This window comes from uncultured Desulfobulbus sp. (assembly GCF_963662935.2).
Classification (GTDB): domain Bacteria; phylum Desulfobacterota; class Desulfobulbia; order Desulfobulbales; family Desulfobulbaceae; genus Desulfobulbus.
Genome location: NZ_CAXXTL010000002.1, coordinates 2,139,024 through 2,163,482, shown reverse-complemented (window position 1 = coordinate 2,163,482; position 24,459 = coordinate 2,139,024). Strand labels below are relative to the sequence as shown.

General features: G+C 53.0%; 16 protein-coding genes, 1 tRNA gene and 2 pseudogenes. 14 read left to right on the top strand and 5 right to left on the bottom strand.

Annotation, left to right across the window (positions count from 1 at the left end; all coding sequences use genetic code 11):
- The first annotated feature begins 366 nt into the window (after nucleotides 1-366).
- The 5 genes and pseudogenes from ACHZCX_RS13890 to ACHZCX_RS13870 all read left to right on the top strand — a co-directional run bounded on the left by ACHZCX_RS13890 (nucleotide 367) and on the right by ACHZCX_RS13870 (nucleotide 7,565).
- A protein-coding gene (locus ACHZCX_RS13890; protein ID WP_319585211.1) for an IS3 family transposase occupies nucleotides 367-1,514 on the top strand; the annotation gives its coding sequence in 2 pieces (ribosomal slippage) (nucleotides 367-625 and nucleotides 625-1,514; 1,149 coding nt in all).
- A gap of 80 nt (nucleotides 1,515-1,594) precedes the next feature.
- Nucleotides 1,595-2,527 (top strand): annotated as a pseudogene (locus tag ACHZCX_RS13885) (restriction endonuclease subunit S); the annotation flags it as partial.
- Nucleotides 2,524-5,752: pseudogene (locus tag ACHZCX_RS13880) on the top strand (type I restriction endonuclease subunit R). The pseudogenes ACHZCX_RS13885 and ACHZCX_RS13880, both read left to right, overlap by 4 nt.
- A 299-nt stretch (nucleotides 5,753-6,051) precedes the next feature.
- Nucleotides 6,052-7,038, top strand: a complete 987-nt coding sequence (locus ACHZCX_RS13875; RefSeq protein ID WP_319587809.1) for a hypothetical protein — start codon at nucleotides 6,052-6,054, stop codon at nucleotides 7,036-7,038.
- A gap of 332 nt (nucleotides 7,039-7,370) precedes the next feature.
- Complete coding sequence (locus ACHZCX_RS13870; protein WP_319585256.1) at nucleotides 7,371-7,565, top strand: hypothetical protein; 195 nt, start codon at nucleotides 7,371-7,373, stop codon at nucleotides 7,563-7,565.
- Nucleotides 7,566-7,590: 25 nt separating this feature from the next.
- Here ACHZCX_RS13870 and ACHZCX_RS13865 read toward each other — a convergent pair whose 3' ends face one another.
- A complete protein-coding gene (locus ACHZCX_RS13865; RefSeq protein ID WP_319585255.1) occupies nucleotides 7,591-8,634 on the bottom strand; it encodes an IS110 family transposase in 1,044 nt (347 codons plus the stop codon).
- Nucleotides 8,635-8,813: 179 nt separating this feature from the next.
- Here ACHZCX_RS13865 and ACHZCX_RS13860 point away from each other — a divergent pair, with 179 nt between their 5' ends.
- From ACHZCX_RS13860 to ACHZCX_RS13850, 3 genes are all read left to right on the top strand, one after another.
- Nucleotides 8,814-9,632 carry a hypothetical protein gene (locus ACHZCX_RS13860; RefSeq protein ID WP_319587808.1) on the top strand — a complete coding sequence of 273 codons (819 nt, stop codon included), beginning with the start codon at nucleotides 8,814-8,816 and terminating at the stop codon, nucleotides 9,630-9,632.
- 183 nt (nucleotides 9,633-9,815) lie between these two features.
- Complete coding sequence (locus ACHZCX_RS13855; protein WP_319585389.1) at nucleotides 9,816-10,997, top strand: tyrosine-type recombinase/integrase; 1,182 nt, start codon at nucleotides 9,816-9,818, stop codon at nucleotides 10,995-10,997.
- Nucleotides 10,924-11,829: a tyrosine-type recombinase/integrase gene (locus tag ACHZCX_RS13850; RefSeq protein WP_319585388.1), complete on the top strand. Its 906-nt coding sequence runs from the start codon at nucleotides 10,924-10,926 to the stop codon at nucleotides 11,827-11,829. Before ACHZCX_RS13855 ends, ACHZCX_RS13850 begins: the two co-directional genes overlap by 74 nt.
- 502 nt (nucleotides 11,830-12,331) lie before the next feature.
- Here the strand turns inward: ACHZCX_RS13850 and ACHZCX_RS13845 are convergent.
- The 3 genes from ACHZCX_RS13845 to ACHZCX_RS13835 form a co-directional block, all read right to left on the bottom strand.
- A tRNA-Arg gene (locus ACHZCX_RS13845) sits at nucleotides 12,332-12,408 on the bottom strand.
- Between the two features lie 127 nt (nucleotides 12,409-12,535).
- A complete protein-coding gene (locus tag ACHZCX_RS13840) occupies nucleotides 12,536-14,758 on the bottom strand; it encodes an Rne/Rng family ribonuclease (protein ID WP_319587807.1) in 2,223 nt (740 codons plus the stop codon).
- A gap of 92 nt (nucleotides 14,759-14,850) precedes the next feature.
- Complete coding sequence (locus tag ACHZCX_RS13835; protein WP_319587806.1) at nucleotides 14,851-15,834, bottom strand: radical SAM protein; 984 nt, start codon at nucleotides 15,832-15,834, stop codon at nucleotides 14,851-14,853.
- A gap of 319 nt (nucleotides 15,835-16,153) precedes the next feature.
- Here ACHZCX_RS13835 and ACHZCX_RS13830 point away from each other — a divergent pair, with 319 nt between their 5' ends.
- From ACHZCX_RS13830 to ACHZCX_RS13810, 5 genes are all read left to right on the top strand, one after another.
- Nucleotides 16,154-18,469 carry an LPS assembly protein LptD gene (locus ACHZCX_RS13830; protein WP_319587805.1) on the top strand — a complete coding sequence of 772 codons (2,316 nt, stop codon included), beginning with the start codon at nucleotides 16,154-16,156 and terminating at the stop codon, nucleotides 18,467-18,469.
- A 36-nt stretch (nucleotides 18,470-18,505) separates the two neighbouring features.
- Nucleotides 18,506-19,492 carry an acetyltransferase gene (locus ACHZCX_RS13825; RefSeq protein WP_319587804.1) on the top strand — a complete coding sequence of 329 codons (987 nt, stop codon included), beginning with the start codon at nucleotides 18,506-18,508 and terminating at the stop codon, nucleotides 19,490-19,492.
- Complete coding sequence (locus ACHZCX_RS13820; RefSeq protein WP_319587803.1) at nucleotides 19,489-20,556, top strand: lytic murein transglycosylase; 1,068 nt, start codon at nucleotides 19,489-19,491, stop codon at nucleotides 20,554-20,556. Before ACHZCX_RS13825 ends, ACHZCX_RS13820 begins: the two co-directional genes overlap by 4 nt.
- A 32-nt stretch (nucleotides 20,557-20,588) precedes the next feature.
- Nucleotides 20,589-21,764, top strand: a complete 1,176-nt coding sequence (locus ACHZCX_RS13815) for an MltA domain-containing protein (RefSeq protein WP_319587802.1) — start codon at nucleotides 20,589-20,591, stop codon at nucleotides 21,762-21,764.
- Nucleotides 21,765-21,942: 178 nt separating this feature from the next.
- On the top strand, nucleotides 21,943-22,779 hold the full coding sequence (locus ACHZCX_RS13810) for an OmpA family protein (protein ID WP_319587801.1): 837 nt from the start codon (nucleotides 21,943-21,945) through the stop codon (nucleotides 22,777-22,779).
- A gap of 32 nt (nucleotides 22,780-22,811) precedes the next feature.
- On the opposite strand, the gene ACHZCX_RS13805 is transcribed toward ACHZCX_RS13810, so the two are convergent.
- A complete protein-coding gene (locus tag ACHZCX_RS13805) occupies nucleotides 22,812-23,306 on the bottom strand; it encodes a hypothetical protein (protein ID WP_319587800.1) in 495 nt (164 codons plus the stop codon).
- Nucleotides 23,307-23,495: 189 nt separating this feature from the next.
- On the opposite strand from ACHZCX_RS13805, the gene ACHZCX_RS13800 reads away from it, so the two are divergent.
- A complete protein-coding gene (locus ACHZCX_RS13800; protein ID WP_319587799.1) occupies nucleotides 23,496-24,452 on the top strand; it encodes an ATP-binding protein in 957 nt (318 codons plus the stop codon).
- Nucleotides 24,453-24,459 lie beyond the last annotated feature (7 nt).

Genomic DNA, 24,459 nt, shown 5'->3' with positions numbered 1-24,459 from the left:
TTAGGTCAAATGACAAAGAACGCAATACTTGTTCAATCAAAAGAGGCGACGTTTTTCTAACTCGGACAAGCGAAACAATGAACGAACTTGGCATGAGTAGCGTAGCTCGAAAAGACTACCCTGATGCTACCTTTAATGGATTTTGTAAGCGCCTAAGACCATATACAGACATTCCACTTTATCCAGAGTACGTAGGATATTTTCTACGTAGTCCAGGTTTTAGGCTTGAGCTTACTGCATTCTCGACAATGTCTACACGAGCAAGTCTCAACAATGATATGATAGGGAGACTTAAGCTGAAGAGGTGCCGATTATTGAGACAGGTGTATAAGCAATGAACCAACCTATTTTGCAAGGAGAAGTTCAATGTCAAACCCACCTCATCGTCCACGTCACAGCGCAGAATTTAAGGCCACAGTAGCCCTGGCCGCACTGTCGGAGTCCAAGACTCTGGCTGAACTGGCTACTGAGTACCGGGTTCACCCGACCCAGATCACCCGCTGGAAGCAGGATCTGACCAAGAACGCTTCTGAGCTTTTTGGCAAGGGCAAGAAGAAAGAAGTCAACCATGAGGCCGAAGTGGCCGAGCTCCACCGTCAGATCGGCAAGCTCAAGGTTGAGAACGATTTTTTAGCCAATCTGCCCGGTCTGAACTTGGCCGGGCGCAGAAACAACAGGTGATCGCTATGGGACATCCTGAAGTTTCTGTTCAGCGTTGCTGCCAGCTTTTCGGACTGCCTCGTTCCAACTATTACCGCGGCCTTGGCTTCGGTCTACGTGTTGGTGATTTGGAACTGATGGCCCGGATAGACAAACTCTATATTGAGCACCCCTGGATGGGGAGCCGTTCCTTTGCTGATCACCTCACAACTCCCGAACTCGTGGTGGGAAGAGGTCGTGTCCGTCGCTTAATGCGGGTCATGGGCATCGAGTCTTTAGCTCCCAAGCCGGGCACCAGCAGGCGACAGCCGAAGCATCCGGTCTATCCCTATCTGCTCCGGGGAGTGACCATTGACAGGCCCGATCAGGTGTGGGCGACTGACATCACCTACATCCCTATGGCTCGGGGTTTCATGTACCTGATCGCGATCATGGATTGGGCCACCAGAAAGGTTCTCGCCTGGCGACTATCCAACACTCTGGACACCAGATTTTGCGTTGAGGCTTTGAAAGAGGCTCTCTTTAAATATGGCGCTCCTGAGATATTCAATACTGATCAGGGGTGCCAATTCACCAGCGAAGCGTTCACCTCAGTCCTCAAGGCCTGGAACGTCAAAATCAGCATGGACGGCAAAGGACGATTCAAGGACAATATCTTTATCGAGCGACTTTGGCGCACCCTGAAATACGAAAGGATCTACCTGAAGTCATACGAAACGGGAACTGAGCTTGTCAAGGATCTGACTTCCTGGTTCGGCTGGTATAATGAGAAAAGAAAACATTCGTCACTTGACAAGCAGACTCCAAATGAGGCTTATTCAAAACGAATCGAACAATTGAGCAAGGCAGCCTGAGGCCTGTAACTGTATAATAAAAGCAACATTGCTTATTTCACACCTCAGGATGTCTCACAAACCCCGACCACCTCAAGCTTACCCTGCCGCCTCTCCCCCAGCAAAAAGCGATTGCCCATATTTTGGGATCATTGGATGACAAGATTGAGTTGAATCGGTGGATGAATGAGACGCTGGAAGGAATGGCGCAAGCGCTCTTCAAAAGCTGGTTTGTGGATTTTGACCCTGTTATCGACAATGCCATCAAAACCGGCAATCCGATCCCCGAGGAACTCGCCGAGCGCGCCGAAGTCCGCCGCCAAGCCCTCGCCGATGGCACCGCCAATCGCGAGGCCGCTAAGCAATTCCCCGCCGCCTTCCAACTCGCCGAAGAAATGGGCTGGATTCCGGAGGGGTGGGAAGTGAAAGCGTTAGGGATAATTACAACTGAGCTACGACGCGGCATATCTCCTAAATACACTGAAGAAGCTGGAGTAAGAGTCATCAATCAACGCTGTATAAGAGATCATTCTGTAATTTTTTCAAACGCCCGTCTCCACGACACAACAAAGAAAAAAGTTGATGGCCGTCATCTTCAAATCGGCGATTTACTAATTAATTCAACAGGAGTCGGCACCCTGGGGCGGATGGCTCAAGTGCTTAGTTTAGACGAACCCACAGTCACGGATTCGCACGTAACTGTCGTCCGATCTGACCCAGCGCAATATATGCCATATATATTTGGAAGGATGATGATTTCGATTGAACCGCAAATCGAAGCAATGGGACACGGAAGTACAGGGCAAACAGAACTTAGCCGTGCTGATTTATCGGTTATGCCTGTGATCGTCCCCACATCATCAACACAAGAGCAAGCTGAAGCGCTACTAGCTGAATGGGCAATTAAGTGCGAAATGAATAGTAGCCAGTCTAGCACCCTAAAAAACCTCCGCGACACCCTCCTCCCCAAGCTCATCTCCGGCGAACTTCGCATCCCTGACGCTGAAAAACTTGCTGAAGAAGCGCTGGCATGAAATTCACCGAAGCCCAGCTCGAAACCGCGATCATCGAACTCCTCAAGGAGGACGGGTATCCGCATGTGCTGGGTGAAACAATTGCGCGTCAACCCGAGGAGGTGTTGATCAAGACCGACCTGCGGGCCTTCCTGGCCAGGCAGTATGCGGCGGACGCCATCACGCCGGGTGAAATCGAGTCGATCATTCACCAGTTGGAGGCCTACTCGGCAGCGGATCTCTACGAGAGCAACAAGGCGATCATGAAGCTGGTCGCAGATGGCTTTCTGCTCAAACGGGAAGATCGCGACCAGAAAGACCTCTACGTGCAACTGATTGACTATTCCGACTTGGCCGCGTTTCGGCAACCAAAGGCGGGCGAGGTGCCTTGGGTCACGGCGGAGGAGGAGGCGGTTTACCGAACCAGCAGCAACCTCTTCAAGCTGGTGAACCAACTGGAGATCGTCGGCTCTGAGAAGCGGATACCGGATGGGATTCTCTACATCAACGGGCTGCCGCTGGTGGTGTTTGAGTTTAAAAGCGCCATCCGTGAGGATGGCCACCATCCACGATGCCTTTAAACAACTGACAGTGCGCTACCAGCGCGACATCCCGGAGCTGTTCAAATACAACGGGTTCTGCGTGATCAGCGACGGGGTTAACAATAAGGCGGGGTCGTTCTTCGCGCCCTATGAATTCTTTTACGCCTGGCGCAAGACCGACGGCGGCGACCTGATCGAAAAAGACGGGATCAACTCGCTCTATTCGATGCTCAAGGGGTTGTTTCATCCGACCCGCCTCTGCGACGTGCTCCGCAATTTCGTCTACCTGCCCGACACCTCGCGGCGGGAGGAGAAAATCCTCTGCCGGTATCCGCAATACTACGCGGCCACCAAGCTCTATCGAAACATCGTGGCACACATGCGGCCCGAGGGTGATGGCAAGGGCGGTACCTATTTTGGGGCCACGGGCTGCGGCAAGAGCTTTACCATGCTGTTTTTGACGCGGCTGCTGATGAAGAGCGTGGCGCTTGCCAGCCCGACCATTGTCCTGATCACCGATCGCACCGATCTGGACGACCAGTTGTCCGGCTTATTTACCAATGGCAAGGGTTATATCGGTGATGAGTCGGTGGTCAGCGTGGAGAGCCGCACCCAGCTGCGCGAGCTGTTGAAGGGGCGCAACAGTGGCGGGGTCTTTCTTGCCACCATCCATAAGTTTACCGAGGACACGGAGCTGCTGACCGAGCGCAACAACGTGATCTGCATCTCGGATGAGGCCCACCGCAGCCAGGTGAATTTGGACCAGAAGGTGCGCATCACCGAAGAGGGGGTGGTGCGGACCTTCGGCTTTGCTAAGTATCTGCACGACTCGCTGCCCAACGCCACCTATGTGGGCTTCACCGGCACGCCGATCGATGCGACCCTGGATGTTTTCGGCCCGGTGGTGGATGCCTACACCATGACCGAATCGGTGGCCGATGAGATCACGGTGCGCATTGTCTACGAGGGGCGGGCTGCCAAGGTGCTGCTCGACGGCAGTAAGCTGGAGGAGATCGAAGACTACTACGCCCGATGTGCCGATGACGGGGCTAGCGACTACGCCATCGATGCGAGCAAACGGGCCAACCTACAGATGAACGCCATCCTCGGCGATCCGGACCGGCTCAAGGCTTTGGCCGCGGACTTTGTCGACCATTATGAAGCGCGTGTCAAAGAAGGGGCGACGGTGGCCGGCAAGGCGATGTTTGTGAGCAGTAACCGGCCCATCGCCTATAATTTCTACAAGGAAGTGATTGCGCTGCGCCCCGAGTGGGCTGAAGTGCGGGTCTGTGCCGACGGGGTGGAGCTGACCGAGCAGGAGAAGCAACGGATTATGCCCATGGAGCGCATCAAACTGGTGATGACCCGTGGCCCGGATGATGAAAAGACCTTGTACGACATGCTGGGGACCAAGGACTATCGCAAGGAATTGGACCGGCAGTTCAAGACCGCCAAGTCGAATTTCAAAATCGCCATTGTGGTGGATATGTGGCTGACCGGCTTTGATGTGCCCTTCCTCGACAGCATGTACATCGACAAACCGGTCAAGCGGCACAACCTGATCCAGACCATCTCGCGGGTGAACCGCAAGTATCAGCAGAAAGAAAAAGGGCTGATCATCGATTACATCGGCATCAAAAAGCAGATGAACCTGGCGCTGGCGCAATACGCCCAGGCCGACACCGAAAACTTTGAGGAGATCAAGCAATCCATTGTGGTGGTCAAAGACCATCTGGACCTAATGCGGGCGATCTTCCACAAGTTTGATACCAGCCCCTATTTTTCCGGTCTGCCCATCCAGCAACTGCATTGCCTCAACATGGCGGCGGAGTATGCGCAGATTACCGAGGAGTTTGAAAAACGCTTTATGTACCTGGCCAAACGGATGAAGGCGGCCTATGACATCTGCGTCGGCAGCGATGCCTTTACCCAGGACGAGCGGGACCTTGTCCATTTTTACCTAGCGGTCCGATCCATTGTCTTTAAACTCACCAAGGGTAATGCCCCTGACCTCGTGCAAATGAACGCCAGGGTGCAGAAAATGGTAGCCGAGGCCTTGCAGAGTGACGGAGTTGAGGAAATCTTCAAGATGGGCCAAGGAGATACCGCCGAGGTCGATCTCTTCGACCCCGACTACATGGCCAAAATCGAAAAGATCAAGCTGCCGAACACCAAAATCAAGCTGCTCCAGCAGTTGCTGGCCAAGGCGATTGAGGCGTTCAAGAAGGTCAACAAACTCAAGGGGGTTGATTTTTCTAAACAGTTCAAGGCCCTGGTGGACCGATACAACGATCGGAGTGAGCAGGATATTCTTAGAAGCGAGGTGCTGGAAGACTTCACCGACGAGATCATCGACCTGTACCACGCCATAAAAAAGGAGAAAGACTCCTACGCCGACCTGGGCATTGACTTTGAAGAAAAGGCCTTCTACGACATCCTCAAAGCGTTGACCGTTAAGTACGATTTTGTCTACCCCGAGGAGAAGCTCCTCGATCTCGCCAAAAAAGTGAAGGTCATTGTCGACGACAAGGCCAAATACACCGACTGGAGCCAACGCAACGACATCAAGGCTGAACTGAAGGTGGACCTTATTATCCTACTGGCTGAAAATGACTATCCACCGGTGGACAGGGATGAGGTGTATAAGGAGATTTTTGAACAGGCGGAGAATTTTAAGAAGAATCGTGTTGGAATGAGGGGATAATCTTGTCGATGCACCTACTGCCTTCAGTGCTGGTGGCCTGCGACGTTGCCAGGTTCAGGTATCCCTGAAGTATGTTTACTTGCTCAACCAGAGATAATCAGGAAAAATGTTGCCCGATTTTCCTGCCTCGCGGGGAAAGAGCAGTTTGTCTTTTCACTTTGTCATATTGATACAATGTATGTTGCTCAACCAATCAGGGTGTTGGAATTATGTTGTTTTATTGATTGACTCCCGCTAGTTAAAAATTCGGAAAATTTGCTTAATAACACTGTTGGGCGAAAAAAGGAAATTCAAACAATATGGTTAACTCAAACACAAAAAAAACCTGTTTCATCTCGATTCCATGGCGAGCAAAAAGAATAGAATGGTTACTTCAAGATGCGATCATGCCGACATTGCATGATATGAAATGGAACGTTATTGATTCTAAGGAATCTATCCCAGGCGTTTCTCTTTATGATTCTATAGTGAGAAACATTCGATTTGCAGATCTTTTTGTTTGCGATGTTGGAACGAGAAACCGAAATGTTCTCTACGAACTCGGGATGGCGCACGCATGGGGCATACCAACGATTATTTTATCCGAAGAGCTTGAAGATGTTCCGTTTGATATAGCGTCAAAATATTCCATTCTGCTGTATTCGCGAGACCTTGACCAAGTTCAACTAATCAAAGCGCGATTCATTGGAGCTCTTGAGTATATTGAAAGGCAGGAAAAGTCTCTGTTAACACCTACATACAAACGATATATAAACTTAAATGAATCGATCTCTATTGAACTTTTTTCCAAGAATCTTGATGCCGTCAAAGCATTTGAGTTTTCAGGACGTTTGCTTGAGGCTCTACAAAACATATCCCCTATAAGAGACGGTCGCATTAGCGAAGTTCGAGTGGGTTCTCTCGGCGCTTGGATCGCATCAAACCTAAAAGATGTAACTACATTAGTTGAAAAAATAATATTCATAATTCCCGAGTGGAAAAAGAAAACGGCTGAGTGTGTAAAGATAGAAGCTGAAGCGGAGCTATTGTTGGCACAAGCTGAAAAAACAAGAGCCGAGGCTGAAGAAATAAGGAGAAATTCTATTAGAAAGGATGCTTCAGGTCTCTTTGACCTGCTGAGTCAACATGAATCAATCGGCTCAACACGGTTAACTATTGGAAATAAGATTAAAATAGAATCGGATGAGAATGGACGCATTTCAATAGGTGTGCCGAAAGAATATGAAGATGCCCAACCCTTAGAAGGCCCCCGGTTGTCAACGGATAAAGGTATCCGGGAGCGATGAACTTATCACTCTGTGGTCGGTACAATCCGACCAATTGCCCGATGAAGCGCGCCCTGACTTGGGTTTCATATTCGACGACAGAGTGACTCTGCGCCAAACACTTATCGAGGATCAACCACTTTGCCAGTTAAGACGATGCTGGCAAGAGCAACGAGCGAATGGAACCCGGTCGAGAATGGGCCACTCTCTTGCTCGTCGGAGACCGGGTTCCATTCGCGGGCTCGCCGGGAACGAAGGCCGGGTGATTGCGGCAAGGATTTTGTTGTCGCGTCCTAGAAACAATCGCGTACCCTCGTGCCGTCCCATTCAAAACGGCTTGGTCATGCGGCGGCATGCCAGAGTTAGAGCCGGGCTCGGGTGAGGGGCAGAACCACATCAACAAGCAGATGTTCAACGAGCGGGACGGACGGCCAATCAAGCCTTCTGGCTGCGGTGCAACCGGCAGACCATGGCCCATAATGCTGACGGCAGACGGAGGATATGCTCCGGAGGGCCATGCGGATATGCTCGAAAAAAGCTCCAGTTAGGTGTCGGGCTCGCCCGTCCCCTCGATTAGACGGCCAGGAACGTATGCATGTTGAACCCCTGCCGGTTTTTCAGCATGAAATAGACCGCTCGGCCGAGCTTGTGCGCCAGGATGGAAAGCGCCTTGCCTTTGCCGTGTTTCCGCACCAGCTTGTCGTGGAATTGCCGGCCCGGTTCGTTGCTTTTGAGGAACAGTTGCGCAGCCAAGGAAAAGGCCCAGCGGAGATGGGCGTTGCCGATCTTCTTGCCGCCACTGCCGTATTTCTTGCCGTTGGATTCCTTGGAGCAGGTGACCAGGCGGCAATAGGAGGCGAAATCCTGAACCCTGGGAAAGCGGCTGATGTCCTCGATCTCATAGAGCAGATTGAGGGCATTGATCCGGCCCACGCCGGGGATGCTCTTCAAGAGGGCATAAGCAGTCGGGTCATGCTCCTTTGCGTGGGCAATGATGTCCTGTTCGAGGACGGCCAACACCCGGTCATAGGCGTCGATCATGTCGAGATTGGCGGCCATGGACATGCACACCGAGGGATCGTCGAACCGATCCAGCAAGCCTTCCCGGTTTTGCGGTTTGGCGATCCGACCCAGAGGCACCTGCAGGTTGTACTGGCTGGCGGTATTCTGGGTGTGGGCAAAGAGCTCGGCCCGCTTGCGCATGAGATGGTTGCGCCGGCGCATCAGGTCCCGAGTGGCACGCATCCGCTGGGGATACACGTAGGCCATGGGAATGAGGCCGCCCCTGAGCAAGGCAGCGATCTTCTGGGAGTCAATCTTGTCGTTCTTGCTTTTGCCGCCGTGGATGGCTCGCATGTAGAGCGCATGACCGAGGATAAAGGGGATGTTTTCCGTGGCGCAGAGATCGGCCAGCCAGTACCAGGAGAACATGCACTCGGCGCACACCACCAGATCATCCCGATAGGGGGCGATGGTTTTGAGGAAGGTTTCCGGCTCGGTCTTGATGTTGCGATGGAGCAGGATGTCCCCTTCCTGGCTGAGGATGCACAGGTACATTTTGTTGGTGTGCAGGTCGATTCCACAGTAATGCTTGTGTTGCTTGGTGTACAATCGCATGAGAAGGCCTCCTTGCTAAGGGTTGCTGATACCCCCATTATAGCGGAATAGTCCGCCGGGTGCTCAGGGGGCCTTCTCTAGTATCAAGTCAATAAACCTGACCGGAAATAGCCGCGTTCTTAAAAGGTGGGCAATCCCCCGGCCGGCAGGTTATCTCACCGTTAGCCCGGAAAGGAAACATGGCAGAGCCACTTGATGCTGCATGGATTGGTTTAGCTGGCGTCGTTGTCGGACTACTTTCAGCCCACTTCGGAGAGTGGCGGCGGTGGCGACGCGACCGCGTCGAGCGCAAGCTCGCCCGGGAGTTGGAACTGAAGCGGGAGCTCTACCTACCGCTCGTCGGCGCCTTCACCGAAGCGAGTGCGCTCATCGTGGCGGTTCCGCAAACTGCGCCAGACAAGTTGTCTTCGCTGACCTTGTCGCAAGAGGCCCAACGTGCTTTGTCTGCGAAGGATCTGATCGCCAACAAGGAAGTGATCATTTCAGTTGGTGCTGCGGCTAAGCAGTTGGCGCTCGGTCTATCGCGACTGATGGTGACCAAGGTGGAAGAAGTCACCCTCGCGACGGACCTGCAGTATCTCGCACAGTCTATAGAGCAACTGAACGCCGAGAATATGCAGATCAATCGGCACATGGAGAGTCTGCTGGCTCAGGGAGAAGATAGGAAGAGCTTCGCGATTTACAATCAGCGGTTCCGCTTGAATCAGGATCGTCTTGAGGAGTTGTTTCCAGAGCAAGATCGAAAGCAGAACCTGAAGAATCAGGTCTTGCAGCGACTCCAGAAGGATTCGGTCAAGGAGCTCATCGATCTTGTTGCGAAGACCGCACATGCCATTGTCGCAATACGCAACGACTTGCAGTTGCCCGACGAGACAGACGCGATACTCGACTACTACCGAGAGAGCACGAAAGAAATTGGTGTCCTATTCCCGGAGATTGTTGATCAGATATGGAATGTCGCGAACAAAGCTATCGCAGATGACAAGAAGAAGGGCTAACTAGCGAATAAACCGGACCGGAATTAGCCGTGTCCTGAAAGGTGGCACCCTATCACGCCGGCTGGTTATCCATACGTTAGAAGTCAACATTTCTCCAGTATATACGTAATAAAATTGAGACCGAGAAAGTGATAAAATACGGTTGTCAAAATCCTGTTTTTTCGAAGAGAGAAGGAGGATGTGATGGCCAATTCACTCGATTTTTCGAACAATTATTACCCCACTGAATGGCTTAGTTCGGTTTACTCAACCAACCATTCTTTATTCATTCCGCTTCAGGATAGCCCCATTTTTGAAGCTGAATCATTACAAACATTCTCCTTTCCTAGCGCCGGCGCTCTCTATTTTCACCAACCCAGTGAAAGACGGAGAGCACTCAACAGGGCTGCAGACAGATTAGAAGCAAGTAGCCTCCCTGGTTTTGAGTACGTCGTTTCGTATCTTTACAGCAAATACCGTAGTAATCACTCGATATCCTCGATCAGGCAGACAGGCAGGACTCTTTATTCCTTTTTGTTGTTTTTCAATGGGTTAGGACGGCACCATATTGAGCAGATCAGCAGGAAAGATATTGCTCAATACGTCGAGCGGGAGCAGGAGCGTGGGTTAAAGATCAACTCAGTCCGTCAGCACCTGCATACGGTATATTCCTTCCTCAATTATCTGGTCAGAAACGATATACTTCCCGCAGATATACTGCTGAAAAAGATCCGGTTGCGACTGCCAGAGATTCTCCCCAAAGCAATTCCAGCAGAAGATGTGGACAAAATTCTCCAAACTGTAACTAACACCAGGGATCGAGCTCTTATCCTTTTACTCCTTCATACAGGGATGCGAATAGGCGAGCTCCTCAACCTCCGGTTGCCAGATATCGTACAATCAGAACGAAAAATTTTATTGTACGTCGGCGAGAAAAATTTACACGGTAGGGTTGTCTATTACGGCAACACAGCAGAGAAGGCACTGAACGCGTGGCTGTCGATCAGAGACCCGGCTAATGAATACCTTTTCTACGGTTACAAGGGGAAATCACTGTCCTATGCAGGAGCGCGGAAGATGATGAAAAGCGTTATTCACAAAGCCGGACTTGAACACAAAGGGTACAGCCTCCATTCTTTGCGACATACCTACGCAACTAATATGCTGAATGCTGGATTACGAGTGGAAGTTTTACAGCAACTTCTGGGGCATCTGAACATTGACATGACACTGCGATATGCAAGGATATCGAACTTTACACAGGAAGAAGCCTACTTCAAAGCTATGGCAGTTATTGAGCAGGGAGGTCGCCATGAATATGACAGAGTCAATCCTGAATTACAGGCAGTATTTGAAGAGAAAAAATTTTTCTCCTCTCACGATTAAAAACTATCTTCACCGCTTGCAGCGATTTTTCAGTTGGGTTTCAACGGCTGTTGAATTGACGACTGTGGCGGAGATTAGATTGTATATTGACTACTTGCTTGAAAAACGTGTAGCCCCACGTACCATCAACTGTCACCTGTCGAGTATCCGGCTGTTTTATGATTATCTGGTAGATGAGGAGAATATCATCCTAGAAAATCCAGTTATCGGAGGTCTCCTGCTCAAGGAATCACGACCGCTTCCCAGATATTTAACCGATAATGAGGTAGAGGGATTTTTTAGATTCGTTTCCAATAAGCGGGATTTTGCAATTTTTATGCTGATGCTCCGTTGTGGTTTACGGGTTAACGAAATTGCGAATTTATCTCTCGATTGCATTGATTACAGACGCAGCCGGATAATGGTCAGAAATGGTAAGGGCGCAAAAGATCGGATAGTTTTCATCAGTAACGATGCAGCTAGTGCTTTGGCGGTCTATTTGCAACACAGGTCTGTGACAAAGGAAAGTCGAATATTCCTGGCTGAAAAAGGTCGGTGTCGTGGCAAGCCCATATCGGTTCGCGCGATACAGAAACGAGTAGAATACTACGCAAAAATTAGTGAGATTCCTGTTACCTGTCACAGGTTTCGGCATACTATGGCAACACAGCTTCTCAATGCCGACGCAGACTTGGTGAGCATTCAGGAAATTCTAGGTCATACTAAGATCAAAACCACTCAGCGTTACAGTAAGTTGTCAAATCTGAAAGTACAGCAAGATTACTTCACAGCCATGGAAGTGATCACTGAAAGGGCTTTGGGCAATCCGCTAGAAGAGAGTTCGAGGTCATAATCCGCTCTGCCAAAGCCCAATTCCTCCGACGAGCAATAAGTAGAGGCCCATTCTCGGAATCAGACTTTGACAGAGCTACCATCGAGGTGGCAAATAATCTTGACAGATCATATGTGAAGGGTAGAGAATAGACGCAAGTAACAGATTAATCTAAAAGGAAAAATAGGATCTGTTACGTATATAGACTGTGAATCATGACTCAACTCAGCTGCCGCTCGGACTCGTTCTCTGAGGAAATCCAAAAGCCCTACCCCTCGTTCGTGAAGCCCATAGCTGAGTTTGGGATGACCCGAGTGACAACACTCTCGTCCTCACCATGGTAATGTCAGTTTTGAATACAGCACTCATATCAAGCGCGAGCCTCGAAATGTGCGCCGAAATAAGGGGGGAAAATTCGGGTAGAAAAAACCCTGTTCGGAAAAGGAATCTCAAGCGCGAACCGGAGGGCGACCGGAGAACGAAAAAAAAGGGTTTAGAGAAAGTCTCTAAACCCTTGATTTACTGGTGCGCCTGGAGAGATTCGAACTCCCGACCTACGGATTCGTAGTCCGACGCTCTATCCAGCTGAGCTACAGGCGCAAAATTGGTCTCCTCATATACTCTGAAGCATGCTTGTATACAAGTTATTTCTTCTGTTGCCTTGATGGCCTCACCCTTTTTTCCGGCTCTTTGCGGGGAAAAACACACCCTCCACACCAGCAATTTCTTAACGGGCTGATTCTGTTTCCAGAAAATCTATCTGACTATCCGCCGGTTTCATCTCGACTCGAGGAATGATGTCGATCTTTGCTTTGTGCTTGGCCTCAAGATCCGCCAGCTCGGCCCGTTTTTTATTCAGCAGGTACTGGGCGACATCAAGAGGGAGACGACAATCGACTCGGGCTACTTTCTTCCGGCTAATGCCGGTCTGGATGCGGCGCAGATAATACAGGGCCAGGGTTTCAACGGATCGCACCACTCCCCGCCCCTGACAATATTCACAGGTCAGATAACTGCCCTTTTCGATCGGGGCGCCCATCTTTTGCCGCGAGATCTGCATTAGGCCGAAGCGGGAGATCTTGCTGATGTCGACCTTGGCTTTGTCACGCTTCATGCTGATTTTCACCTGCCGCTCCACATCCCGGATATGCTTTTTATTTCGCATGTCAATGAAATCGACCACGATTAGACCGCCCAGATCCCGCAGCCTGAGCTGCCGGGCCAGTTCGGAGGCCGCTTCCATGTTGGCGAGAAAAATCGTCTCATCAAAATCGGCATTTTTCGAGGTGCGGCCGGAGTTAACATCGATGGCCACCAAGGCCTCGGTGGGGTCGATCACAATCGAACCGCCGGACGGCAAGGCCACCTGCGGTTTGTAAATCGACTCGATTTGCTCTTCGATGTTGTACTGGTTGAAGATAGGCTTGGTGCCGCTATGCAGCCGCACCTTCACCTTCCGTTGCTTGGCCGGCAACAACTCGATAAAAGCGTTGACGTTGTTGAGCGACTCCTCGGTATCGACGGTGATCTCGCTGATTTCATGAAAAAAATGGTCCCGAAGGAAGCGAACAACCGTGTCCTGCTCCTCATAGACCAAGGCCGGCGCCTCCATGGTCTGGCCGCGTCGTTTAATCTCCTCCCAGAGTTCGAGCTGGGTGTTCAGGTCCTTTTCCAGAACGGCATGGGTGATCTCGGCGCTAGCGGTCCTGATAATATACCCTATGCCCTCGGGTATCTCAAACTCACTCATGATCTCGCGCAGGTTGGCCCGCCGCTCCTCGCCAACGATTTTCCGGGATATCCCGGCACTGTCGCTTCCTGGCATCAACACCAGGCAACGGCCGGGAAGGGACAAGAATGTGGTCATGTTAGCCCCTTTGTTGCCGGTCACTTCCTTCACCACCTGGACCAGCACCTCCTGCCCTTTCTGCATCACCTCTTCAATCTTGAGTTTTTTCCACTGCTGCTGGGCGATCAAATTGCGAGTTCGCTCGTTGACATCCTGGCGATAATATTCAGGATGAATCTCGTTGACCGGAAGAAAACCGTTGCGGCCGGTGCCAATATCGACAAAGGCTGCCTGCAGATTGGCCTCAATGGAGACAATGCGACCTTTATAGATGTTATTTTTGGTCGGCTCACGATCAATGGTGGTGACATGGAAGGATTCGAGGCGGCCATCCTCCACAAGGGCGATCCGGCACTCCTCCGGCTCCTCGGCGTTGATCAGCAGCTTATAGCTTACCGCCTTGCTCGGGACCTCCGATGTATCGTCGACCACCTGGTCGTCATCGTCGTCATCCTCCGTATCAGAAAGCAATTCTGCGGGAGTTGCCCCATCCCCTCCCCCCTCGTCCTGGGCCAGAGGAGTTTCGGACTGTTTGGAGCGTTTTTTCCCGCCCCTGCGAGATCGCCTTTTCTTTGGTGCAACAGGCTCTTCTGCCGAATCGGCGGCAACACCGTTTTCGACTACCGGCGCCTCATTCCCCGGGGCAGCTTCATCGTCCCCTTGCGGATCGGCGACTCCATCCGTGGGCACCTCTTCCATGGCCAGAAGGGCTTCCGTCGGCTTGGCCCGTTTTTTTCCGCCTCTGCGGGACCGCCTTTTCTTGAGAGGACCAGGTTCTTCCGCCGGATCGGTGGCAACACCGTCTGCAATCACCTGCGCCTCCTCTTGGGCGGCAGGTGCTGCTTCCACCGGCAGCTCGTCCGCTGGTGGAGCGGTCTCCCGTACCCTTTCTCGCAAGGGCTTGCGAGGGGAAGGAGGAGAAGCACTATCCTCTGACGCCCCTTCTTCAGCTTTTACCGGAACACCGGTGGCTAGGGGCTCGGCCGGCACGGCTGGAGCTTCCGCAACAGCCTGGGGCACACTTTTCCACCAGGCGCCGGTTTTAGCCTTGCGCACGGGCAGCACTTTTTCTACTTTTTCGTTTTGATCATTTTCAGTCATTCGTATCCTTTAGGTAAATTCTTTTTTAGCAACTCAGCCTCCTGGTGATCACTCTTCCAGCACCGGCGACAACGCGTAAAACGCCCGCGCCTTCACGATGCCAGGTGGTAATACCGGTTGCTCCCGTGATCCTGCTGTTGCAAGATCCCGGAGAGCACCAACGGCTCAAGCAGTTGCTCAACTTTTTCCGGCCCACCGAGGTGGAATGTCCGGTCTATATCAGCGGCGGTACTCGGTCGCCGCTGCACCATTTGTCTTACTTCGTCCATGATCCTGGCCAGCGACGCCGAATCGGTCGTCATTGCCATGTTGGAGGGTTGCGCCTGCGTCTGTTCATCCGCCGGGGCAAACGGCAAATCAACGGGCAGAGCTAATTCTTTGTGCAGGAGATAGGCGATTTCAGTCAGCCTGTCCCTGCTCAACGGTCGGGCAAAATCCTCCGCCGGAGGGCGCACAACCGTATTGAGTTGTATTCTATCGATCCGCATTCGCCTGATAACCGTCATCAGGGCATCGATATCTTCGGGCGCATCGTTCATCTCCCGAACCAGAAGAATTTCCAGCCAAATTTTTCCCGCATACGCGTGGGAAAAGAGGGTCAGTCCCTGGATGACCTCTTCCAGATCAATGCCTTCGACCGGCCGGTCAACCTTGAGGAAGCTCTCCCGCCGGGCAGCATCAAGCGAGGGAACAACAATATCGGCCGCCATGAGCGCTTGACGCACATCACTGTCCATCAGGGTAGTGCCGTTGGTGAGAACAGCCAGCGGTTTTTCGACTCTCCCTTTAATATGACGGAGAATATCACCCAGATCGCTGTGCAGGGTCGGTTCGCCCTTGGCGGTCACTGTGAGCACATCAACTTCCGTCAACCGTTGGGCATCGCCACAATAGTCGTCGATCTCCTCGAGTATGCTCTGGGTGGAGGAATAACCTCCGCGCCGGCTTACAGGGCTAACCGTCCGTCCCACCTCGCAGTAGACGCAGTTGAGATTACAAATTTTTCTCGAAAAAAGGTCGATGCCGAGAGAACGGCCGAGTCGCCTGGAATTCACCGGGCCGAAGATACATTTCATACAGCGTTGCGAACGGTTGATGCTGCTGCGAAAAGCTCAAACAAAGAAAGCTGGGGCAAGTTTTGGAAAATCAAGTCATTAGGTATCATTTCGACTGGCGATACTTAAACTAATTTCCCCGGTGGCGCAAGCCAAATCTACGACTTTTCGCTTGACACAACCCATGTCGACACGTACATTCGAGCCTGTTGCCGATGATGAGCTGTGTCCCATTTTTTTAATCGCTCCAACCAGTTGAGGCGCCGTTCCACCGAATCCACGGTGAACGCCGGCGCACCTTGACTCCTGTTTTCATATATTCCCGAAGGAGCCGATCGAGGTGAAGCCCTCCATTCCATCCTCCCTGATCCTTGTACTGTGTTTCCTGTCGAGCATAGGCCTGCTTCTGTTTCCGCATCCGGCAAACGCTGTTTCAGTGGACGCCCGGCAATGGGAAATGACCGCCGACAAGTTGACCCGGCACGAAAATCCGCCCACTATCATAGCCGAGGGCAATGTCGTTCTGGAAAAGAAAGAACCGGTTGCTTCCGCCCCACCTCCCAAACCCTCGCAATGGAGCGGCCTCCTAGAGGATGAGCCCACCAAGAAGACAGACGGCGGCTCGGCAGCCAAACCGGCGACCGAATTAAAAACCGTGACCACGGTCAAGGCCGACTGGGTTTCCTACGACATCACTCGCGGCCTGCTGACGGCCAAGGGCCATCTGCTCATCGATATTGGCACCGATCAATTAACAGCGGATTCCGGCAGCATCGACCTGGAAAAGAGCACCGGTTCTTTTGAAAATTCCACCGTTATCCGGCAGCAAAAAGATATGCATTTCGAGGGCAAGGTCATCGAGAAAACCGGTGACCTCACTTATCATATCCAAGATGGCTGGGTCGTCACCTGCAAGCTGCAACCGGGAGAAACCGCCCCCTGGAGCTTTGCCGCCAGCGAGGTGGAAATCACCGATGGCGGCTATGCCTATCTTGAGCATGCCACCTTCCGCATCAAGGATGTGCCGGTGTTGTATATCCCAGTCATGCTGTTGCCGGCAAAACGGCAGCGCCAGACCGGTTTTCTCTTTCCGTCCTTTTCGTTTTCCGATCGGGACGGCTTCAGCCTGGAAACACCCTTTTTCCTCAACCTCTCACCAAGCACCGACCTGACCCTCTATCCCCGTTACTATGCCAACCGGGGGACAATGGCCGGGGCCGAATACCGCTATGTGTTCGACGAGGAAAGCAAGGGCATGCTGATGGGCAACTATCTGGACGATAAGTTGTCCGATCCTTCCGAAGTTGACTACTATCAGGACGGCCAATTCACCCATACCAATTCGGAGCGTTACTGGATCCGTGGCAAGGCCGACCAAAACTTCGGGGACTGGACCACCCGGATGGACCTGGATGTCGCTTCCGACCTCGATTACCTCAGGGAATTCAACACCGGATCCACCGGATTCAACGCCAGCCAGGATAAATTCGCCGAGGTGTTCGGCCGCGGGTTCATCGACAAAACCAACAAGTATCGCGAGAATAGCCTGGTCACCCTGCGCTCCTGGCAGAACGGCACCGCGCTCTTGGGCGAAGCCTTGGCAGTCAACGACATCACCGAACAGATTTATACCGCCAACAACCCTTCGCGCGCCTGGACCCTACCCTCTCTGACCTACTCGGGCCTGGTCCCCATCGCCGCGATCAGCGGTCCAGATTTCGCCTGGGATGCCAACTACACCAATTTCTGGCGGGACAAAGGGGTGAACGCCCAGCGGATTGATCTCATGCCGACGGTGACCGCCGGCATTCCCGTGAGCCCCTATGTCGAGGCCAACATCACCGGCGGCATTCGCAACACCGCCTACATGATCGACGACAACGGCGCCTCCGACTGGGAAGATAACGATTCAGAGAACCGCTTCCTCTCTCTGCTTAATGGAGAAATCGGCACCACCTTGATGCGTGATTTCGCCTTCAGCATGGGCGAGGTCAACGCTTTAAGCCACACCCTGCGTCCTTTTGTCTCCTACGTCCACACTTCGATACCGGACCAAAAACTTCTCCCCCAGTTCGACATTGTCGATGAACTTGAGGAGGAAAACACCGTCTACTACGGCATCAATAATTTCTTCTCCATCTTTGGCGAACATAAAGGCCGGGAATTTGAACGCGAATACGCCTTCCTCAAGGCCAAACAAGGCTATGATCTGCGCAGCGAAGAAAGCGACACCCCCCTGACCCCGGTTATTGTCGAAACCGGGTTCTACCCCCTCCAGCAAATGCGGCTGAAATACACCACCAATATCGACATCTACGGCGACGGCGCTTTCCTCCATTCCCTCGACGGTGATTATTACAGCGACAAGGGCGACAGATTCTCCCTGGACTACCGCTACAACGAACTCACCGATGTCAATTCGGTCAGAGGCACCTTCTGGTATCTGCTGCCGTACAATTTTGCCGCCGGCTACAGCCTGGAACGAGCCATTGAGCAGAGCGAGACCATCGAAGAAATCGCCCGTCTGCGGTTTAATCAGCCCTGCTGGTCGGTGGAACTCTCCTCCAATTCCACTCCAGGTGACCAGACTTTCATGATTACCTTTCGCCTTGCCAACATTGGCAACCCCCTAGGCTTTGACCTGCCCGGCAAGTAAGACGGCACCGTCTCGGCCCGCTGCCCCCCATCCGCCATGAACAGTATCGATGTTTTCAACGGCGATGCCGACGGCATTTGCGCCCTGCAGCAACTCCGCCTGCGAGAGCCGCAACCGGCTGCACGCCTGATCACCGGCGTCAAACGAGATATCACTCTCCTTGACCGGCTCGGCGACACTACAAAGAGCCGGATTACCGTGCTCGACATTTCGCTCGACCGGAACCGGACCGCGCTGGAACACTTGCTGACCCAGGGCAACCGCATTTTCTATGCCGATCACCATTACAGCGGTCCCATCCCCACCTCCGAGGCGCTCGAGGCACATATCGACCCCTCGCCTCTCGTCTGCACTTCTCTCATCATCGACCGCTTGCTGTCGGGTGCATTTCGTCCATGGGCCATTGCAGGGGCCTTTGGCGACAATCTGGACGAGGTAGCGGTCCAGTATGCAGACAGCATCGGTTTGGGTGAGAGTAAAAAACAAATCCTCAAGGAAATCGGGATGCTCCTCAACTACAACGGCTACGGGATGGAGGTGAAAGATCTGCTGATCCACCCCGCCGACCTATTTGTTGAGGTCCACCAGTTTACCGACCCCTTTGATTTTTATCGCGATTCGCCCCTGCTGGTACAGCTTCGGCAAGGGTACGAGGACGACATGACCAAGGCGGCCAACCTTCTCCCGGATAGAACCTTTGCCGGCGGCCGCGTTTTCCTGCTGCCGGAAGCCGCCTGGGCCAAGAGGGTTGTCGGTGTCTTTGCCAACCGGCTCTCCCGTGATCAGCCCGAGATGGCCCATGCCGCTTTACTCACCAACCCCGACGGCAGCTTTTTAGTCAGTGTTCGCGCCCCCCTCACAACCCGCCAGGGGGCCGACGCGCTTTGCCGTCAATTCTCCACCGGAGGCGGCCGGGCGGCGGCAGCCGGCATCAACCACCTGCCCAAGCAGGAGCTGGAATCCTTTCTCTCCGCCTTTGCCCGCCATTTTACTCCCGCAACATCTCCGACAGCGTGCCGATGAACACCCCTCTTCTCTCAAGGCAGCTGTTCGCTCTCTTTCCACATCTTCTTCTCTATTATTTGCTGATCGGTATTGTTCTGCTTCATTCCACTCCGGCGGCGGCCGGACCTCTGGCGGCAGATCTCGTTCAGGACGGCCAGGCGATCGATCTCGAGCAAGAAAAATATCGCCTGCTCTTTGCCGAACTCACCCAAAAGCATCAGTTCACCCCGGATGAGCTGCAATCTATTTTCCAGGGCCAGACCATCAACCGGCAAATCCTCGTGCTCATGGATAAACAGTGGGAAGCGAAACCCTACTACCAATTTGCGCCGCTCTTCCTCACCCCGGACAACATCCGGGACGGCAAGATGAAATTACAGCAGCACAAGGCCCTGCTTGATCGGATCGAGGTGACCTTCGGTGTCGACCGGGAAGTGGTGGTGGCGATCTGGGGCGTGGAGACCCGCTACGGGATACGCCAGGGCAACTTTAATGTCCTCCAGACGCTCAACACCCTGTTCGACGCCTATCCCCGCCGATCCGATTTCTTCCGCACACAGTTGATCGATTTCCTCCTCCTTTGCCGGGAAAACGGCATGGATCCCCAAAGCGTCAAGGGCTCCTATGCAGGTGCCTTTGGCCAAACCCAGTTTATCCCTTCCTCCTTTCGGCAGTACGCGGTCAGTTTCGACGGCGACAACAAGCGCGATGTCTGGGCCTCTGTCCCGGATGTACTGGCCTCCATTGCCAACTATCTGAAACGCTACATTTGGACCCTTGACGGACCGGTCTATGCCGAATTGGGCAATACGCTCAACGATCCGCAGCTGGTGGCGGCGGAGCAGAAGGGCCGCAAGGAACGGATAGCGCTTGATCTCGTTCGGCGGGCCCAGAACCCCTCCCTTCCCATGTCGCCACAGAACAAACCAGTCACCATCATCGGCCTGGAACTCGAGCCCGGCGGCACGCATACCAAACGCTACGTGGCTGGTTATCCCAATTTTCAGGACATCACCGAATGGAACCACTCCAACCGCTATGCCATGGCTGTCACCGAACTGGCCGAGGCCTTTGCCCGCTGATCCGCCCATGACCAAACTTTCGCACTAAGGCCATGATCGCCTGGAAGAGCCGGATACGCCTCTTCGTAGGGGCTTGGTTTGTCCTGCTCCTGGCGGTCGTCGCTCAAGCCTCCCCCAGCGCCGCTGTTTCTCCCGCCGAAACCCCGTTTTTTGAAGATGACATGGCGCTGCAGAACCTGGCAGCAGCCTTGACCAGGAGTCTCGCCTATCTGCACAATGTACCCGCCAGCAACCGCTATGCAATTGCCGGGCAGATGGTGCCGGTGCAGCGGTTGATCGACTCAGCCCACCACCTGCAACAGCTTGTCCAATCCCACCCCTCCCCGGAAGAGATTAACAGGCGGCTCAACCGGGATTACGAGATTATACAGATCAACAAACCGCAGGAGGCAGCTCCCAAACGGATGCTGATCACCGGGTATTACCAGCCGATTTTCCCCGGCAGCCTCAAGCAGCAACCACCCTACCTGTTTCCCCTCTACCGGATTCCGGACGACCTCCTGATCCGCCAGGAAGGCAGCAAGAAAAAGGTTCTGGGGCGCAAGGATAAAGGAATAATCGCCCCTTACTGGTCGCGCCAGGAAATCGAGCAGGGGCAACTTTTGCACGGCCAGGAACTGGTCTGGCTCAAGGACCCTTTCGACGCTTTCATCCTCCACGTCCAGGGGTCGGGCATCATCCGCCTGGTCGACGGTTCCGTGCGCGGGGTGCATTATGCCGTCAATAACGGCCGAGAATACCGCAGCATTGGTAAATATCTGGTTGATACCGGACGGATGCAGTTGGCTGACGTCACCATGGACAGCATCCGGCACTACATCGACCAGCATCCCGCCGAACGGGATCTGATCCTCCACCAGAACGATTCGTTCATCTTCTTCCACTGGAGCCCGCCAGGGCCGGCAATCGGCAATTTGGGTCAGGAGTTGACTCCTGGCCGCTCCATTGCCGCTGATCAGCGCTCCTACCCTCCGGGTTCCCTGGTCTTTCTCGACTGCCGCAGACCGATCATGATTGAAGGGCAATTGGCAGAATGGAAGCGAATGCGGCGATTGGTCACCGTCCAGGATACCGGCGCTGCCCTGACTGGGCCCGGACGGATTGATGTTTTTTGGGGGACGGGAGAACAGGCGGGACAGGAAGCAGGGCAGATGAAGGAGGATGGGATGGCTTACTTACTGTTGCTGAAGGAGGAGATTCGAGAATAATCGAGTGCCAAAGAAGAAGGAGAATTGTAGAGTTTTCTGGTTGTCCAAGCCTGAAAGCATATTTCATATTCCCTGAACTCGTAGACGGTGAAGACGGAGCACCCGTGCCCAATAAGTGGAGAAACCGAACTGCTCACTGGAGCATAATCATCAACCCCATACAACTCGGAGGTATTCTATGAACCCTGGCAAAATCGTCCTTCTCATCCTGTTGTTGGTGCTGTCCTGTACCGCTTCCTCTCTGGCGGCTGAGGCCGATTTTAAAGGGAGCAAGGATCACCCCCTGCTCACAAGGATGCCCGACTTCCACATTACAGACTACAAATACTACGATTTCGACAGTTATCGGTTCAACGACCAGGAGAAAAAGCATGTTGTCGTCGAAGGGCACAAATATTACCTCGAATACAAGCTCAATAAAGGCGCAGTTGAGCCCGGAGAGTTAAAAATCCGCAGGAATATCCAGGATGCACTGAAGAAGATCGGCGGCACTGTCGTTTTCGACGATAACTTCAACAAATGCTCGACCATCGTGGTCCAAAAGGATGGCAAGGAAACCTGGGTCGAGGTCAGGAGCTACAACAACATGTACCGGCTGACAACCGTAGACAAGAAGCTCATGGAGCAGGAAGTGGTGGCCAATGCCGAAGTGTTCGCCAACGACATTCGCGCCACGGGACATGCAGCGATCTACGGCATCTATTTCGACACCGCTAAAGCCACTATCAAACCGGAATCGGCGCAAGCCATCGAGGAAGTGGCCAAGCTGCTCAAGGCGGATGCCGACCTGAAAATATATGTGGTCGGCCACACGGACAATGTCGGCGGCGTGGAAGGCAACCTCAAACTCTCGCAGGATCGGGCCGAGGCGGTGGCCCAGGCACTGATCCGCACCCACGGCATTGCCGCTGCTCGCCTGAAGGCGTATGGCTGCGGTCTGTTCTCGCCGATGGCCTCCAATGACAACGAGGAGGGCCGGGCCAAAAACCGGCGAGTTGAACTGGTGAAACAATAGCCGGACATGTTCCATACACCGGGAAACACTGCTCAACAAGGAGCCAGGACGAAGCACAACGTAATCCGGGGGAAACAAGCCGACACACCAAAGGTACTTACTAAAGGACCGCCAAAGGCCAGAACAAAATGACACCAACAACACGCGCACATAGAATCGTTTTCCGCAATTTGACGCTGCTGGTTGCGTTCATTCTGGCTGTCTGCCTGAGTGCCTTCTATGGGTTTAATTGGATGATGCGCCAACATGTTGCTGTCTCGCTTCTTAATCAAGGCGCAACCAAAGCGGAAAAAGAGCTGGTCAGATTTTTCCAAAACGGAGAACATGTTCTGCGGATCATCACCAAATGGGCCGAAAACAACACGTTGAACGATGGCAGTCATGAACGTCTCGACAACTGGTTCGTCCCTGTCCTTGAAGAGTTCCCAACCTTCCACACCTTGCTGATAGCCGACCAGCAAGGCTCGTATTACAAACTCAACCACACTGGTCGGGATTGGGTGTCCTCCGCTTTTATCCAGCCCCACCCTGACAAGCTTGTTAGCTCAAGGAAATGGTCAGATACCGATCCTGCTCCACAAATTACCCGAGAGACTTCGGCGTATGACCTACGGGCGCGGCCCTGGTTTCAGGAAGCTTGGCAAACGCCTGCAAATGTTCCAACCTGGGTAGCGCCGTACCCTTTTTGGAACACCGGACAGATGGGAGTCACCGGCATGATTCGCTGGCAGAACCAGACAACCAATATGGTTTGCGCCCTTGATATTCTCCTTCAAGATATCATTGCCTTTGTCGATGCCCTTGCCCTCGCCCCAGGAGCCCGCGTCTTTTTGCTGGAACGCGAACAGAATTCCTTTGCCGTCCTCGGCGAGCCAGACCAGGCCGCCTCACCCAAGGCTAGCATCTCGCTTGCCCTGAGCGAGTGGGAAAAAAGGGGGTGGGCTGTGGATTCACCCTTTCCCGTCCAGTATGGCGGAGAAACCCTTTGGGCGGGGTTCCACCCCCTTGCCACTAAAATTTCCGTTTTCTACCTTGGCGTGCTCATTCCTGAACGCGCTATTGTCGGTGCAACCGCTGACCGCCAATGGCTGCTTTTTACTTTGATAGGCGCCATCCTCATCACCGGCCTCGCTGCCGGCTGGAAGATGACCAAACCATATATCACCCATGGTGGATTCAGTGCAGCGGGAGCGCGACCTACAGCCGATCAGCTCAAAGCATTGGTTGAAAAAGGAGAGGGACCTGAGGTGGAATTCAAATCCACCATGCGCATGAATCTGGCTACCGGCAAACCCGGAAAAGAAATAGAGATTTCCTGGCTCAAGGCGATTGTGGCCTTTTTAAACAGTCAAGGCGGCACCTTGCTCATCGGGGTGAATGACAAGGGTGAATTCCTAGGATTATCATCAGATTCTTTTCACAACGACGACAAGTGCCTCTTGCATTGCAAAAATCTGATCCATCAACATATCGGGCCGGAGTATTCCAAGTATATCCAGTTCGGTATATACCAGGTTGATGGCCAGACTCTCGTCGTGGTGCATTGCAGCAAGGCCCTGGATCCGGTTTTTCTTAAAGTAAACAAGGACGAAGAATTCTACATTCGTAGTGGGCCGTCCAATATCAGATTGACTACAGGCCAGGTGATTCGCCACCTGAAATCGAGTAAATAATGACCAC